General features: G+C 71.2%; 14 protein-coding genes. 10 read left to right on the top strand and 4 right to left on the bottom strand.

Translation table 11 applies throughout. The annotated features are described in order from the left end of the window. Positions 1-12: 12 nt before the first annotated feature. The 5 genes from aroH (at position 13) to der (ending at position 4,611) form a co-directional block, all read left to right on the top strand. On the top strand, positions 13-375 hold the full coding sequence (gene aroH, locus ACIPSA_RS22430) for a chorismate mutase (protein WP_402637669.1): 363 nt from the start codon (positions 13-15) through the stop codon (positions 373-375). Continuing rightward, entirely contained in the window at positions 372-1,457 is a 1,086-nt protein-coding gene (locus tag ACIPSA_RS22425; protein WP_402637668.1) for a prephenate dehydrogenase, read from the top strand. Before aroH ends, ACIPSA_RS22425 begins: the two co-directional genes overlap by 4 nt. A 256-nt stretch (positions 1,458-1,713) precedes the next feature. Further along, on the top strand, positions 1,714-2,409 hold the full coding sequence (gene cmk / locus ACIPSA_RS22420) for a (d)CMP kinase (protein WP_402637667.1): 696 nt from the start codon (positions 1,714-1,716) through the stop codon (positions 2,407-2,409). Next, positions 2,406-3,053 carry a lysophospholipid acyltransferase family protein gene (locus tag ACIPSA_RS22415; RefSeq protein WP_402637665.1) on the top strand — a complete coding sequence of 216 codons (648 nt, stop codon included), beginning with the start codon at positions 2,406-2,408 and terminating at the stop codon, positions 3,051-3,053. Before cmk ends, ACIPSA_RS22415 begins: the two co-directional genes overlap by 4 nt. A 79-nt stretch (positions 3,054-3,132) precedes the next feature. Beyond that, positions 3,133-4,611, top strand: coding sequence for a ribosome biogenesis GTPase Der (der, locus tag ACIPSA_RS22410; RefSeq protein WP_402637663.1), 1,479 nt, complete (start codon positions 3,133-3,135; stop codon positions 4,609-4,611). A gap of 48 nt (positions 4,612-4,659) precedes the next feature. On the opposite strand, the gene ACIPSA_RS22405 is transcribed toward der, so the two are convergent. Next, entirely contained in the window at positions 4,660-5,076 is a 417-nt protein-coding gene (locus ACIPSA_RS22405; RefSeq protein ID WP_402637662.1) for a hypothetical protein, read from the bottom strand. A 76-nt stretch (positions 5,077-5,152) separates the two neighbouring features. Continuing rightward, entirely contained in the window at positions 5,153-5,938 is a 786-nt protein-coding gene (locus ACIPSA_RS22400) for a hypothetical protein (protein WP_402637661.1), read from the bottom strand. Positions 5,939-6,480: 542 nt separating this feature from the next. Between ACIPSA_RS22400 and ACIPSA_RS22395 the strand changes: the two genes are divergently transcribed. The 3 genes from ACIPSA_RS22395 (at position 6,481) to ACIPSA_RS22385 (ending at position 9,036) form a co-directional block, all read left to right on the top strand. Further along, complete coding sequence (locus ACIPSA_RS22395) at positions 6,481-7,149, top strand: transglycosylase family protein (RefSeq protein WP_402637659.1); 669 nt, start codon at positions 6,481-6,483, stop codon at positions 7,147-7,149. A gap of 325 nt (positions 7,150-7,474) precedes the next feature. Further along, the gene (locus ACIPSA_RS22390) at positions 7,475-8,443 is read left to right on the top strand and encodes a helix-turn-helix transcriptional regulator (protein WP_402637657.1); all 969 of its coding nucleotides are present in this window, start codon (positions 7,475-7,477) and stop codon (positions 8,441-8,443) included. Between the two features lie 377 nt (positions 8,444-8,820). Further along, positions 8,821-9,036 carry an I78 family peptidase inhibitor gene (locus tag ACIPSA_RS22385; RefSeq protein WP_402637655.1) on the top strand — a complete coding sequence of 72 codons (216 nt, stop codon included), beginning with the start codon at positions 8,821-8,823 and terminating at the stop codon, positions 9,034-9,036. A gap of 142 nt (positions 9,037-9,178) precedes the next feature. On the opposite strand, the gene ACIPSA_RS22380 is transcribed toward ACIPSA_RS22385, so the two are convergent. Together ACIPSA_RS22380 and ACIPSA_RS22375 are read right to left on the bottom strand one after the other, a co-directional pair. Beyond that, positions 9,179-10,201: a phosphatase PAP2 family protein gene (locus ACIPSA_RS22380; RefSeq protein ID WP_402637654.1), complete on the bottom strand. Its 1,023-nt coding sequence runs from the start codon at positions 10,199-10,201 to the stop codon at positions 9,179-9,181. Between the two features lie 238 nt (positions 10,202-10,439). Then, entirely contained in the window at positions 10,440-11,714 is a 1,275-nt protein-coding gene (locus tag ACIPSA_RS22375; RefSeq protein ID WP_402637653.1) for a mannosyltransferase family protein, read from the bottom strand. 261 nt (positions 11,715-11,975) lie between these two features. Here ACIPSA_RS22375 and ACIPSA_RS22370 point away from each other — a divergent pair, with 261 nt between their 5' ends. Together ACIPSA_RS22370 and ACIPSA_RS22365 are read left to right on the top strand one after the other, a co-directional pair. Continuing rightward, on the top strand, positions 11,976-13,577 hold the full coding sequence (locus ACIPSA_RS22370; RefSeq protein ID WP_402637651.1) for an MFS transporter: 1,602 nt from the start codon (positions 11,976-11,978) through the stop codon (positions 13,575-13,577). A 309-nt stretch (positions 13,578-13,886) separates the two neighbouring features. Further along, positions 13,887-15,077 carry an acyl-CoA dehydrogenase family protein gene (locus ACIPSA_RS22365; RefSeq protein WP_402637650.1) on the top strand — a complete coding sequence of 397 codons (1,191 nt, stop codon included), beginning with the start codon at positions 13,887-13,889 and terminating at the stop codon, positions 15,075-15,077. Positions 15,078-15,087 lie beyond the last annotated feature (10 nt).

The raw sequence follows: 15,087 nt of genomic DNA, 5'->3' as shown, positions 1-15,087 counted from the left end.
AGGAGCAGCGCCGTGGCGGTACGAGCGGTCCGGGGGGCCGTCCAGCTGGAACGGGACGAGGCCGGCCACATGGACGAGCAGGTCGGGGCCCTGCTCACCGCCATCCTGGACCGGAACGGGCTGACCGCGGACGACCTGATCAGCATCTGGTTCACGGCCACCCCCGACCTGCACAGCGACTTCCCGGCGGCCGCCGCCCGCAAGCTCGGCATCGTCGACGTGCCGCTGATCTGCGCCCAGGAACTGGACATCGAGGGCGCCATGCCCCGCGTGGTGCGGGTCCTCGCACACATCGAGTCGGACCGGTCCCGCGCCGACATCGCCCATGTCTACCTCGGCACCGCCGCCGCCCTGCGCAAGGACATCGCCCAGTGAGGACCGCACTTGTCATCGGCACCGGGCTCATCGGCACGTCCGTCGCGCTCGCCCTGTCCCAGCGGGGCGTGACCGTCCACCTCGACGACTACGACCGCGAGCAGGCGCGTACGGCCGCCGCGCTGGGCGCCGGCACGGACGAGGCCCCGGAGGGTCCCGTCGACCTCGCGATCGTCGCCGCCCCGCCCGCGCACGTGTCCGCGGTTCTCGCGGACGCCGTCCGCCGGGGCATGGCCCGCGGCTACATCGACGTGGCGAGCGTCAAGGGCGGCCCGCGCCGCGAACTGGAGGCGCTGGGCCTCGACCTGTCCTCCTACATCGGTACGCACCCCATGTCGGGCCGCGAGAAGTCGGGCCCGCTGGCCGCCACCGGTGATCTCTTCGAGGGCCGTCCCTGGGTGCTGACGCCCACCCGGGACACGGACACCGAGGTGCTGAACCTCGCCCTGGAGCTGGTCTCGCACTGCCGGGCGGTGCCGGTCGTCATGGACGCCGACGCCCACGACCGTGCCGTCGCCCTGGTCTCCCACATGCCCCACCTGGTCTCCAGCATGGTCGCCGCGCGCCTGGAGCACGCCGAGGAGGCGGCCGTACGGCTCTGCGGTCAGGGCATCCGGGACGTGACCCGGATCGCCGCCTCCGACCCCCGGATGTGGATGGACATCCTCTCCGCGAACCCCGGTCCGGTCGCCGACCTGCTCGCCGACGTCTCCGCCGACCTCGACGAGACCGTCCGTGCCCTGCGTGCCCTGCAGTCCTCCGACGAGGCCAAGCGGCAGGAGGGCAGCGCGGGGATCGAGGACGTGCTGCGGCGCGGGAACGCGGGGCAGGTCCGGGTGCCCGGCAAGCACGGGACCGCGCCGCGGGTCTACGAGACGGTCGCCGTGCTCATCGACGACCAGCCCGGCCAGCTGGCCCGTATCTTCGCCGACGCGGGGCGGGCCGGGGTCAACATCGAGGACGTGCGCATCGAGCACGCGACCGGGCAGCAGGCCGGTCTGGTGCAGTTGATCGTCGAGCCGAAGGCCGCGCCGATGCTCAGTGCTGCGCTGCGGGAGCGCGGGTGGGCGCTCAGGCAGTAGTGCCCGGTGCTGTCGTGGCCGTCCGGGGGCTGCCGCCCCCGGGCCCCCGCTTCGGCCTGAACGGCCTCGTCCTCCGTGCCCTCCGTCTCCCCCAAGCTCTTCGAGCAGGGGACCCCCGGACGGGCTGGTCGGTGCGGCCCGGTGCCTGGGGGCGCGACCTGGTCCGTCCATCCGGGTCACCCGCACCCAGTAACCTTGTGCAGGGCGCCCTCGCGTCCCGCACACCCACCACTCCGCACCAGGAAGGTGTCCCGCTGTGGAAAACGGCGCCGCCCGGACCGCCCAGCCCGTGATCGTCGCGATCGACGGCCCCTCCGGCACGGGCAAGTCGAGCACGTCGAAGGCCGTGGCCTCGAAGCTCGGCCTGAGCTACCTGGACACCGGAGCCCAGTACCGGGCGATCACCTGGTGGATGGTGCACAACGGGATCGACCTGGAGGACCCCTCCGCGATCGCCGCCGTGGCCGACAAGCCGGAGATCGTCTCGGGCACCGACCCGGCCAACCCCACGATCACGGTCGACGACACCGACGTGGCCGGCCCGATCCGCACCCAGGACGTCACCTCCAAGGTCAGCGCGGTCAGCGCGGTGCCCGAGGTACGCGCCCGGATCACCGAGCTGCAGCGCACGCTGGCCGCCTCCGCCGAGGTCGGCATAGTGGTCGAGGGCCGTGACATCGGCACGACCGTGCTGCCGGACGCCGACCTGAAGATCTTCCTGACCGCCTCCCCGGAGGCCCGCGCCGCCCGCCGCAGCGGCGAGCTCAAGGGCGCGGACGTCAACGCGACCCGCGAGGCGCTGATCAGGCGTGACGCGGCCGACTCCAGCCGTAAGACCTCGCCGCTCGCCAAGGCGGACGACGCGGTCGAGGTGGACACCACCGATCTCACGCTGCCGCAGGTCATCGAGTGCGTCGTCACCCTCGTCGAGGAGAAGCGGGCCGGAAAGTGACCGAGGTTCCGTCGGCGAGGAGAGCCGAGGTCGGGCGGCGCATCGGCGTCGGGCTGATGTACGGGCTGTGGAAGCCGCGCGTGCTCGGCGCATGGAAGGTGCCCGCGACCGGCCCGGTGATCTTCGCCGTCAACCACTCCCACAACATCGACGGTCCGATGGTCATGGGCGTCGCGCCCCGGCCGACGCACTTCCTGATCAAGAAGGAGGCGTTCGTCGGCCCGCTCGACCCGTTCCTGACCGGCATCGGCCAGCTGAAGGTGGACCGCGAGAGCACCGACCGCACGGCGATCTCGCGGGCGCTGGGTGTGCTGGAGGCCGGGGGAGCGCTCGGTATCTTCCCCGAGGGCACCCGTGGCGAGGGCGACTTCGCCTCGCTGCGCGCGGGCCTCGCGTACTTCGCGGTCCGCGGCGGCGCCCTGATCGTGCCCGTGGCCGTGCTGGGAAGTTCCGAGCGGCGGGGACGGTTGATAAAGGGACTGCCTCCGCTGCGCTCCCGCGTCGACGTCGTCTTCGGCGACCCCTTCGACGCGGGCGACGGCAGCGGACGACGTACGCGCAAGGCGCTGGACGAGGCGACCGAGCGCATCCAGAAGCAGCTCACCGCGCACCTGGAAAACGCCAGGCGCCTGACCGGGCGCTAGGCGACACTGAGTAGTGGATCAGTCCGGAGAAACCGGATGTTCCACCGATCACCACGATGAACTACGAGGTACGGACTTCATGAACGACGACATTCACTCCGAGGGCTCGCTCGAAGAGCACGACCACGGAGCGCTTGGCGACGCCGAGTACGCGGAGTTCATGGAGCTCGCCGCGGAAGAGGGCTTCGACATCGAGGACGTCGAGGGCGCCATCGAGGCGGCGGGCCACGGCCCGCTGCCCGTGCTCGCCGTCGTCGGCCGCCCGAATGTCGGCAAGTCGACTCTCGTGAACCGGATCATCGGCCGCCGCGAGGCGGTCGTCGAGGACAAGCCGGGCGTCACCCGCGACCGCGTGACCTACGAGGCCGAGTGGGCGGGCCGCCGCTTCAAGGTCGTCGACACCGGTGGCTGGGAGCAGGACGTCCTCGGCATCGACGCCTCCGTCGCCGCACAGGCCGAGTACGCGATCGACGCGGCCGACGCGGTCGTCTTCGTCGTGGACGCCAAGGTCGGCGCGACCGACACCGACGAGGCGGTCGTCCGCCTGCTGCGCAAGGCCGGCAAGCCCGTGGTACTGGCCGCCAACAAGGTCGACGGCCAGAGCGGCGAAGCGGATGCCACGTACCTGTGGTCCCTCGGCCTCGGTGAGCCGCACCCGGTCTCGGCGCTGCACGGCCGCGGCACGGGCGACATGCTGGACGCCGTCCTGGAGGTGCTGCCGGACGCCCCCGAGCAGACCTTCGGCACCGCCGTCGGCGGCCCGCGCCGTATCGCGCTGATCGGCCGCCCGAACGTCGGCAAGTCCTCGCTGCTGAACAAGGTGGCGGGCGAGGAGCGGGTCGTCGTCAACGAACTCGCGGGCACCACCCGTGACCCGGTCGACGAGCTCATCGAACTCGGTGGCGTGACCTGGAAGTTCGTCGACACGGCCGGCATCCGTAAGCGCGTCCACCTCCAGCAGGGCGCCGACTACTACGCCTCGCTGCGCACCGCGGCCGCCGTCGAGAAGGCCGAGGTCGCCGTCATCCTCATCGACGCCTCCGAGAACATCTCGGTGCAGGACCAGCGGATCATCACCATGGCCGTCGAGGCGGGCCGCGCGGTGGTCATCGCGTACAACAAGTGGGACAACCTCGACGAGGAGCGCCGCTACTACCTGGAGCGCGAGATCGAGACCGAGCTCGGCCAGGTCGTCTGGGCGCCGCGGGTCAATGTCTCCGCGCGTACCGGCCGCCACATGGAGAAGCTGGTCCCGGCGATCGAGACCGCCCTGGCGGGCTGGGAGACACGCGTGCCGACCGGCCGCCTCAACGCCTTCCTCGGCGAGCTGGTCTCGGCCCACCCGCACCCGGTCCGGGGCGGCAAGCAGCCGCGCATCCTGTTCGGCACCCAGGCCGGCACCAAGCCGCCGCGGTTCGTCCTCTTCGCCTCCGGCTTCATCGAGGCGGGCTACCGCCGCTTCATCGAGCGCCGGCTGCGGGAGGAGTTCGGCTTCGAGGGGACGCCGATCCACATCTCCGTGCGGGTGCGCGAGAAGCGCGGTACGAAGAAGAAGTGAGCACGAGCGGAAGGGCGGCCCTTGGTCAAGGGCCGCCCTTCGCGTATGTCACTGGCCCCGGCGGGGGCCCGGTGGCAGTGCCGCGGGAACGTGGTGCATCCCGGTGTCCTGCCGCCCGATCATTCCGACCCGCTGCCACTGTGCCTGCTGCTGCCCGGTGCCGTGGCGGGCGCTGTACGCACCCGCGCTGTACGCGCTGTACGAGCTGGAGCCGTGCGACACCGTCCCGTACGCCCCCGTGCCATGCGGGCCTGTGCTGTGCGGGGCGATCCCGAAGGCGGTGAACTCCAGTTCCTCCTCGCCGCTGCGATCGCCCGGCAGCGTCCGGAAACTCCTGACCCACTCCGCGTAGAGCGTGTCGTAGATGGGCGTGGCCGATGACCCACCCGGAGTCTCCTGTCCCGCCCGCGCTGCCGGGATCGAGGAGAAGGACGGACGGCGGGGAGGAACGTCGTATGCGTGCACGTATGTCCAAACGACCGGGCAGTGGAAGGGATGCGGTCGTGGAGCGCCCCTTCAGGGGCGCGGGGCCGCCCCGTTCTCAGATGCCCGCGAGCGGCAGGGCCGCCGCGACCAGCTTTCCGTTGGCCGCCGCCTTGTCCAGCGCGCCCCGCAGCAGGTCCTCGCGGGGCTGACGCCCGATGGAGCCCACCGGAGCCGCGAACAGCAGCACCTGCTGATGCTTGTTCGCCGCGGCCCGCCAGCTGTCCGTGACCTGCAACGGCTGGTGCGCCTGCCACCAGGCGACCGGCTGCCCGCCGTTGGTGCCGGGCTGGAGCACCGCGTGCAGCTGGCCCACGGCCAGCAGTACCGACCATCCGTGGAGCACCGGAGGCACCGCGCTGAGCTCGGTCACGGGCATGTACCCCTGCTCGATGAGCAGCGGCAGGAAGTCGTCGCCGATGCCCGACGTGCCGGGCCGCACGATCGGCGTGGTCGGCTCCACGACGAGCGCCGGATGCAGCTCCCCGGCGATCAGGACGAGTCCGCTGGTGACGCCGAGCACGGCCTGCTCGGGCACGGTGTTGTGCGCCTCGCCGCCCGCGGCGCTGTCGCCGCTGATGGAGCGGACCGCGCCCTGCAGCTGCTCCTCGGTGACCTGGACGACCTGCGAGGGCAGGCAGGTGGCGTGGGCGAAGGCGAGGACGGCGGTCTCGTCCCCGATGAACAGTACGGTGCTGGTGCGCTCCTGCTCGGAGTCGCCCGGGGTGCGGCAGGACGTGCAGTCGTAACTGCCCGGGGCGTTCTCTCCGGCGAGCAGCCGGTCGGCTTCTTCGTCGCCGATCTCGGCGCGGACGGCGTCACTGACGTCGAGCATGCGCGGCACGGGTGGCTCCCTCGGGATGCGGTGTGTGAAGGGCCGGGTGGCTCCCGGTCCATGAGCCCCGGAGGGTTCCGGGCTCATGAAGGAGACAACGGCGATCTGTGGCGGGAGTCACGCCCCGAGGGGAACGGAATCGAACCATCCACCGCGCAGGGTCACACACGGTGCGGAATCGCTCACTCCAGGTCAACTCATTGGTAGGTGAAGGTATTTGGTCCGGTGAAGTGAGTCACAGGTCGGCGAAGGGGCTGGTCGACAAATCCTGAAATCAGCGAATGAAGTGGGTGGCCTAAAATCGCCGATACCCGAGGTAACGGCGAACTGGCCTCGAATGACAAGGAGTTGGTTGATGTCGGCTCGCCACGCTCCGTACATTCCTTCGCCGTGTGCAACGAGCACCGCTCGGGTACGTCCGCCGGCCGCGCACCAGGCAAGCACGATCGCAGCACCGGCTCAGGCGGACGGGGCGAGCGCGACGAACCGCGGCCATACGCGGGGAGCGCGCTCCGCCTTGGGGGAGCCCGGGTCCGTGGAGAGGGAATTACATGTCCGAGTGTGCCGATACCACCCGCAAGGCGCGTACGACGGCGATCCTCGCCGGGGCGGCGCTGCTCGCCCCGCTGGGCCTGCTGGCGACGAGCGGCAACGCCGACGCGGCCGACAACGGAGTGTGGAACCGCATCGCCCAGTGCGAGAGCGGCGGCAACTGGCACATCAACACCGGCAACGGCTACTTCGGCGGACTCCAGTTCTCCGCCGGCACCTGGCGCGCGTACGGCGGCACGGCCTACGCGCCGACCGCCGACCAGGCCTCCAGGGAACAGCAGATCGCCGTCGCCACCAAGGTCCAGCACGCCCAGGGCTGGGGCGCCTGGCCGGTCTGTTCGGCCCGGGCCGGAGCGTACGGCGCCGCACCCGCGGCGGCCTCCTCCGGCACGCGGAACACGGAGACCGTGAAGACCGCGAAGTCTGCGAAGACCGAGAAGGCGGAGCCCGCGAAGCCGTCGAAGACGGTGGAACGGCCGGCGAGCCACACCAACCGCGGCTCGTCCCGGGCCTCTTCCGGCGGCGACTACACCGTCCGCGAGGGCGACACGCTGAGCGGCATCGCCGCCCGGCACGGGACCACCTGGCAGCGGATCTACGCCGCCAACAAGGCCGTCATCGGCGGTGATCCCGACCTGATCGTGCCCGGGCAGCGCCTCTCGCTCTGAGCCGCTCCCCCTGTTCCGGGCACGGCGCCCCACCTGGTCCACCGACCGGGTGGGGCGCCGCCGTCCGAAGCCCCGGCCTCCGGGGCGCCCTGCGCGCTCACCCGCCTCCCCACCCAACACGACCGCACCGCGACGCAGTTCGTATCGAGCACCTGCCCGAGCCGCCGAGGACGCGCCGGACGTGTCTGTCGGTGGCCCGCCGGGAGGACGGCAGGGGCTGGGTGTCCCAGGGCGACATGGACAGCACCTGCTACGACTCCCGCAGCTGCCCCACCCGCCCTGATGCGGACCGTCGCTGTCCGCGTCGGCTGGCAGACTCGCCCCCATGTTGGAGACCTCGGCACGACTGCTGCGCCTGCTCTCGCTCCTCCAGGCCCACCGCGAATGGTCCGGCCCGGAGCTCGCCGAACGGCTCGGGGTCACCCCGCGCACGGTGCGCCGGGACGTGGACCGGCTGCGCGAGCTCGGCTACCCGGTCAACGCCAGCCCCGGCACCGGCGGCGGCTACCAGCTCGGGGCAGGAGCCGAGTTGCCGCCGCTGCTGCTGGACGACGACGAGGCGGTCGCCGTCGCCGTGGGCCTGCGCACGGCCGCCGGACAGGGCATCGAGGGCATCGGCGAGAGCTCCGTACGGGCCCTGGCGAAGCTGGAACAGGTGCTGCCCGGCAAGCTGCGCCGCCGCGTGGGAGCCCTCAACGCGTTCACCGTGCCGATGCTGCGCGGACCGGAGTCCTCCGCCGCCGACCCGGCCGTACTGACGGAGCTCGCCCACCTGTGCAGGGACGCGGAACGCCTGCGCTTCGAGTACCGCGGTTACGACGGCACGCCGAGCCGCCGCAACGTCGAACCGCACCGCCTGGTGTGCACCGAGCGCCGCTGGTACCTGGTCGCCTGGGACCTCGACCGCGAGGACTGGCGTACGTTCCGCGCCGACCGCATCACGCCCAGGCCGCCGCACGGCCCGCGCTTCACCCCGCGTGAGCCGCCGGCCGAGGACCTCGCCGCGTACGTCTCCCGGGGTGTCTCCACGCGCGCGTACGCCGCACAGGCCGCCGTCCGGCTCCTGGTGCCCCTGGCTCGGGCCGCCGAGCGGATCTCGCCCTCGGCCGGGACCCTGGAGGCCGACGGCGCCGACGCCTGCGTCCTGCGCGCCGGCGCCGCGGATCTAGACGTGATGGTCATTCACGTGATGATGATGGGCTTCGAGTTCGAGGTGCTGGAGCCCGCGGAGCTCAGCGAGGCGATCAGAACGGCCCGGGACCGGTTGTCGCGCGCTCTGGAGCGACCGGCGTGAGGACATGTCGCCCTGTGCGTGGGCCCTGGACGTACGGGGGTTCTGTGCCGAAGCGGTGAAATTCTTATGCGGTGTCAGTACTCGCGGCACCCGGTGCATTCCGAATGAAATGGTGTCCCGGGACCGTCCGCGAGCGGCACTTCGGGCCCTTTCCGTCGGGCTATTCGAAGGGCTGTCCCGACACGCGGGAATTACGCTCGAATGCGCCGGGAAGGCGTACACGACCGCTCGTTCGTGTGACAGAGCCGAACCGAAACGCGTGTCGTGATCCTGTGACAGAAGTGTGACCGGAGGGGGATGTGAGCCTTCCGCGTGCCGTGTGCGCGGCTTCCGGCTTCCGTCTTCCATGGCCGTCGGACAGGGCCTAGCGTGACGGTATGGCACCGATTCCCACTCCGCCAGCGGAGCCCCAGGACAGTCCGGAAGGGTACGTCGGCCTCGACGCGCCGCGCGCCGAGCGGCTCGCGCGCGAGCGGGGGTGGTCGGCGGTGCGGTCGCTGCCGCCGGGCGCGATCATCACGATGGAGTACCGGGTGGGCCGGCTGAACTTCGAGGTGCGGGACGGCACGGTGGCGCGCGCCTGGAAGGGCTGAGCGGAGGACGGCGAGGACGGCGAAGGCCCCGGTCTCCTGGGATCAGGAGACCGGGGCCTTCGTGCGGCGGGAGTCGGTCGTGCGTACCGGACCCCGCTGTCCTGCATGGGGGCACCTCCCACGCGTTCAGCAGTGGGGGAGGTCAGCCGCCCGGCAGGGGGCGGGCCGCCGGGGCGGTACCGCGCGGAACACGGTCCGAGTGCGGCGGGCGGCGGCTGCCCGCCGGAGTGACCGGCGTGCGCTCGGAGCGGGCCGTGTGCGGGCCCGGCGCCAGGTGCATCGGTGCCCGGGGCGAGCGGCCCGACGCGACCGGCTCGCGCTCCGGTGCTGCCTCCTCCTCGGCGGGTGCGGTGCGCGGCTTGAGCACCACCGGGGTGACCGGGACGGGTACGGGCGCCGTACGGCCGCGGCCTTCGCGCCAGCGGTCGCGCAGGTCGAAGATCGCGATCTCGGCCCTGGCGATCAGCGGCTCGACCCAGGGCAGCGCCAGCATGATCAGCAGCCCCGCGGCCCAGCCCAGCAGCACGTCGCTCAACCAGTGCGTACCGAGGTAGACGGTGGCCAGCCCGACGCCGAGCGAGGTCACCGCCGACGCGGCGGACAGCCAGCGGCGCGCCCTCGGGGTGGAGGCCAGATACGCCAGGATTCCCCAGGTCACCACCGCGTTGGCGGTGTGGCCGCTGGGGAATATATCGCCGCCGAGGCCCATCTCGTTCGAGCCGATGGTGATGGCGTAGTGCGGACCGAGCCGCCCCATGCCGAGCTTGGCGGCACCGACGGTGATGTTGAGCATCAGCAGTGAGGCACCGAGCGTCAGCATCGGCCGCAGCGTGTGCTGCCGCCAGGAGCGCCAGCCCAGCCAGGCCGCGACCATCACCGCCGTGGGGCCGCGCTGGCCGAGCACCACGTAGTAGTCGACGAACCAGTGGATCGCCGACCACTGCTGGTACGGCCGGAAGAACATGACCTGCCAGTCGAGCCGGACCAGCCAGGAACTGGTCACCACGGCCCACACGATCGCCATGTAGAAAGCCAGGGTCGCGGAGAACAGAACGACCCGGTGCCGGCTCATCTTCGGCACATCGATGTGGGCCGGTCGTTCCGGCTCACGGTCCAGCCTGGCGAACACCCGGTCCAGACGGGTGAGGTTTCGTTCGGTACGCACCCAATCGACGTTACAGCGAGTGAGCTCTCAGCCCGGTCGAATCACCGGCTTTGTGATGACGATGTGATGTGGGAAACCTCTCAGGCGGTGTCTTATTTCCGAGGAATCCGCAATCTCCGGCAGTAGTCTCCTTCAATTCCTTTGATCATGCCGGGCGGCGGTTATATGGCGCTTATGAATTCGTTCACCGAATCATGGGGTGGACTTCTCCGACTGCTCACCGGGTGTGTTCGGATGATCATGGCGGACCGGAGCCGTTGAGCCAGAACGCGCCATAGACCGCCGAGGCCACCGCGACACCGGTGGTGACCAGCACCGTTCTGGAGGTGCGCAGCCGGGCCAGGGCCAGTGCGAGCGGCAGGAGCAGGGGGAAGGCGGGCAGCAGGAGGCGCGGCTTCGAGCCGAAGTAGCTGGACGCGCCGAGGGCGAGCGCGGTGACGACACCCGTGTACACCAGCAGCGGAAGCGGCTGGCGCTGCCGTACGCCGGTCACGTACAGCCACACCACCAGACAGACCCCGGCGATCAGCCCCAGTCCGGCGAGGGCCGACGGAAATGACGTGAACTTGTCGGCGATGAAGCGGGCGAAGGCGTATCCGCCGTCGAATCCGTTGCGCCAGCCCGCCTGTACATCGAGATAGCCGAGGGGGCCCTTTCCGGTGCGGTGGCCGACCCACAGGACGTAGGCGGCGGCGCCGAGGGGGGCGAGGAGCATGCCGAGGGCGCGACGCCAGGGGGGTGCGCCGGGAGCGACGGATGGGGCGCGTGTCGAATCCGGTGCGCCGTCCGCTCTCGGAATGCGCGGGGCGCGGGCGGCACTCGCGGCATCGGGGGCGTGTTCTTCATTTTGTGCGCCGTGCGCCGCGGCCGCGCGCCGATCTCGCACGAACGAGGCAATGCCCGCCGCCCAGATCGCGGCCACCACGGCGAGCCCCACCGGCCGGGTCAGCCCGGCCAGCGCGGCCAGCACGCCCGCGGTCGGCCAGCGGCCGGTCAGCACGGCGTACAGGGACCAGGCGGCGAGCGCCGTGAACAGCGACTCGCTGTACGCCATCGACTGCACGATCCCGACCGGCAGCACCGCCCACAGCAGCACCGCGCACACTCCGGCCCGGGACCCGTACACATGGTCCGCGACCGCGAAGATCCCCCAGGCCGCCGCGAGCGAGGCGACCAGGCCGACGGCGAAACCGGCGTCGGCGTACGACAACGGTGTGAGCGCGTGCAGCAGCCGCTCCAGCCAGGGCAGCAGCGGAAAGAAGGCGAGATTGGAGTGGACGTCGCCGTTCGGCAGGCGCACCTCGTAGCCATAGCCGAGCTCCGCGACCCGCGCGTACCACAGCGCGTCCCAGCGGGCGGTCAGCAGCGTGTACGCGCTCTTGCCGCGCGCCGCGCTCCACACCGCGAGCAGGACCAGGCCCAGGGCGCGCACGGCCGCGTACCCGAGCAGAGCCGGGGCCGTCCGGCGCAGGAGCCCGCCACGGGGTGCCCCGCGCGTTTCAAGATCGGTCACGGGCTCGATTATCGACCGGTGCCGGAACCGGGCGGCTTCCCCGGGGCGTGGTCAAGGGGAGAGGCAGTGGCGTACGCCACATGATTTCTGTGTGGAGTGTGAGAGGTCCGCCACGCTCCGGTGGAACGGACTCGCGTACATTGACGTGTCACTCGCGTTGGTATGCGCGGGCCGGAGACACCGCTCCTCTCCGGCCGTACGACGGGGAGTCCCCACCCCGCCGGTCCGCCCCACGCGAGGGTTCATCTGGGAGGTACGTACATGTCCGGGACGACCACGGCCGCCGTTCGGCTGCGCCGTCGGGCGGCCGGCGCGGGTGCCAACCGCTGGGTCGTCCTCGTCGTCCTCTGCGTCAGCCTGCTCCTGGTCGCCCTCGACGCGACCGTGCTGCACGTGGCGGTGCCCGCCGTCACGGAGGACCTCAGGCCCGGAGCCATGGAGCTCCTGTGGATCGTCGACGTCTATCCGCTCGTCTGCGCCTCGCTGCTGATCCTCTTCGGCACGCTCGGCGACCGGGTGGGCCGCAGACGGATCCTTCTTCTCGGTTACGCCCTGTTCGGTGTCGCGTCCGCGGTGGCGGCCCTCGCGCCGAGTGCCCAGGTGCTGATCCTGGCCCGCGCGTTGCTCGGCGTCGGCGGTGCGATGATCATGCCGGCCACGCTGTCGATCCTGCGTCAGGTCTTCCCCGACCGGCGGGAGCGGGCGCTGGCGATCGGCATCTGGAGCGCGGTCGCCGCGGTCGGTGCTGCGGTCGGTCCGCTGCTCGGCGGCTTCCTGCTGGAGCACTTCTGGTGGGGCTCGGTTTTCCTCGTCAACATCCCGCTGATGCTGGTCAGCCTGCCGGTGGGCCGTCTTCTGCTGCCCGAGTCGACGGGAGAGCGGGACGGCCCCTGGGACGTGGTCGGTGCGCTGATGGCGGCGGCCGGGCTGTTCGGTGTGGTGCTGGGCGTGAAGCGGCTCGGCGGCGGGGAGCCGGCGGGGAGCGTGTTCACGCTGGTGCCGCTGGTGCTGGGCGCGCTGCTGCTGGCACTGTTCGTCCGCCGTCAGCGACGGCGTCCGTTTCCGCTGGTGGATCTGCGGATGTTCGCGCGGCCGGCGTTCAGTACGTCGGTGGGGTGCATCGTGCTGGCGATGCTGGCGCTCGTGGGTCTTGAGCTGATCGCGGCGCAGTACCTGCAGCTGGTGCTCGGGCTGTCGCCGCTGGCGACGGGGCTTCGGCTGCTGCCGTTGACGATCGCGGCGATGGCGTCGGGACTGGCGGGCGCGCGAATACTGCGCCGGTTCGGTCCGCGCCGGATGGTGTGCTTCGGATTTCTGCTGACCGCCGCGGCGGTGCTGACGCTGACGGCCATGGGCGGGGACGACAACGCGGGGCTGCTGCTGGCCGGGTTCGTCCTGCTCGGCTTCGGGCTGGAGACGACCCTCTTCGGGGCGTACGAGTCGATGCTGAGCGAGGCGCCGTCGGAGCAGGCCGGTGGGGCGGCGGCGATCGGCGAGACGTCGTACCAGCTGGGGGCGGGGATCGGCATCGCGCTCCTCGGAAGCGTGATGAACGCGGCGTACACGCCCGGACTCGCGTCCGTGCCGGGTGTTCCGGCGTCGGCCTCGGCTTCGGCGGGGCATTCGCTGGGCGAGGCGTACGACGTTGCCGAGCGGCTCGGGGGGCCGGCCGGTGTGGCCCTGCGCCGGGCGGCGCGGGACTCCTTCGTGCACGGTCTGCATGTCACGTTGCTGGTGAGCGCGGGGCTGTTGCTGCTCGGGGCGGTGATGGCGTTGCGGTTGCCGCGGGTCATGCAGTGCGAGGAGGCGGCGGTGGAGGTGCCGGCGCCTCGGGAGCCGGCGAGGTCGCGCGTCTCGGCGTGATCGCTCCGCTTCTTTGCGGGGTTCTCCGTGGGGTTGCTCGTCGTCGGAGGCTGTCCGTGCGTGGGCTGTGCTCTCCTGCCTGCGCACCACCCGTGACGGTCGGCTGAAAGGCTGGCCTTTCCCGTGGGGGTTGTTCGCCGTCGGCGACTGCCGGTCCGTGGACCGGTGGTGGAAACGGCCGCCTCTTGAAGGACCCGTACGGCCGGGTGGGTGGGAGAGTGGGGTGGACGTGTGTGGTCCTGCGTCGTAACGTCTGGGCTGCGTCGTAACTAGCGGTGCTAGTTTTTGTCTCGTGCCGGAGGGTGTCTCATGTCCGCGTCCTCGAAGTTGCCCCCGTTCGACCCCGCCGATCCCCTCGGGATCGACGATCTGCTGGACCCGGAGGACCTGGCCATCCGCGACACCGTGCGGAACTGGGCCGCGGACCGCGTCCTGCCGTACGTCGCCGACTGGTACGAGCAGGGCGAGCTGCCCGGCATCAGGGAGCTGGCCAGGGAACTCGGTGGGATCGGGGCCCTGGGCATGTCCCTCAGCGGGTACGGCTGCGCCGGCGCCTCCGCCGTGCAGTACGGCCTCGCCTGCCTGGAACTGGAGGCCGCCGACTCGGGTATCCGGTCCCTCGTCTCCGTACAGGGGTCCCTCGCCATGTACGCCATTCACCGGTTCGGGAGTGAAGAGCAGAAGCAGCAGTGGCTGCCTCGCATGGCAGCCGGCGACGTCATCGGCTGCTTCGGGCTCACCGAGCCCGACCACGGCTCCGACCCCGCCTCCATGCGCACCCACGCCAAGCGCGACGGCGGTGACTGGGTGCTCAACGGGCGGAAGATGTGGATCACCAACGGATCGGTGGCGGGCGTCGCCGTCGTCTGGGCGCAGACCGACGACGGCATCCGCGGCTTCGTCGTGCCCACCGACGCCCCCGGATTCTCCGCGCCCGAGATCAAGCACAAGTGGTCCCTGCGCGCCAGCGTCACCAGCGAGCTCGTCCTCGACGACGTACGGCTGCCCGCCGACGCCGTACTCCCCGAGGTCGTGGGGCTGCGCGGTCCGCTCAGCTGTCTCTCGCACGCCCGTTACGGCATCGTCTGGGGAGCCATGGGCGCGGCCCGCAGCTGCCTGGAGACCGCCGTCGAATACGCGAAGACGCGGGAGCAGTTCGGGCGGCCCATCGGGGGCTTCCAGCTCACCCAGGCCAAACTCGCCGACATGGCGGTCGAACTGCACAAGGGGATTCTGCTCGCCCATCACCTGGGGCGGCGCATGGACGCCGGCCGCCTGCGTCCCGAGCAGGTCAGCTTCGGCAAGCTCAACAACGTACGAGAGGCCATCGAGATCTGCCGTACGGCACGGACAATCCTCGGCGCCAACGGGATCTCGCTCGAATACCCCGTCATGCGGCACGCGACCAACCTTGAATCGGTGCTCACCTACGAGGGCACCGTCGAGATGCACCAGCTGGTGCTGGGCAAGGCGCTCACCGGACTCGACGCCTTCCGCTGACCCGACCCCC

This window comes from Streptomyces sp. NPDC086549, from assembly GCF_044746205.1.
Classification (GTDB): Bacteria; Actinomycetota; Actinomycetes; order Streptomycetales; family Streptomycetaceae; genus Streptomyces.
Note: the sequence above shows the minus strand (reverse complement) of the source record. Positions and strands in the feature narration are given on the sequence as shown.

Bases quoted from the DNA above. Each gene is read 5' to 3' on its own strand.
- der (WP_402637663.1), top strand. From the start codon at position 3,133: ATGAACGACGACATTCACTCCGAGGGCTCGCTCGAAGAGCACGACCAC.
- ACIPSA_RS22395 (WP_402637659.1), top strand. From the start codon at position 6,481: ATGTCCGAGTGTGCCGATACCACCCGCAAGGCGCGTACGACGGCGATC.
- ACIPSA_RS22390 (WP_402637657.1), top strand. From the start codon at position 7,475: ATGTTGGAGACCTCGGCACGACTGCTGCGCCTGCTCTCGCTCCTCCAG.
- ACIPSA_RS22385 (WP_402637655.1), top strand. From the start codon at position 8,821: ATGGCACCGATTCCCACTCCGCCAGCGGAGCCCCAGGACAGTCCGGAA.
- ACIPSA_RS22370 (WP_402637651.1), top strand. From the start codon at position 11,976: ATGTCCGGGACGACCACGGCCGCCGTTCGGCTGCGCCGTCGGGCGGCC.
- ACIPSA_RS22365 (WP_402637650.1), top strand. From the start codon at position 13,887: ATGTCCGCGTCCTCGAAGTTGCCCCCGTTCGACCCCGCCGATCCCCTC.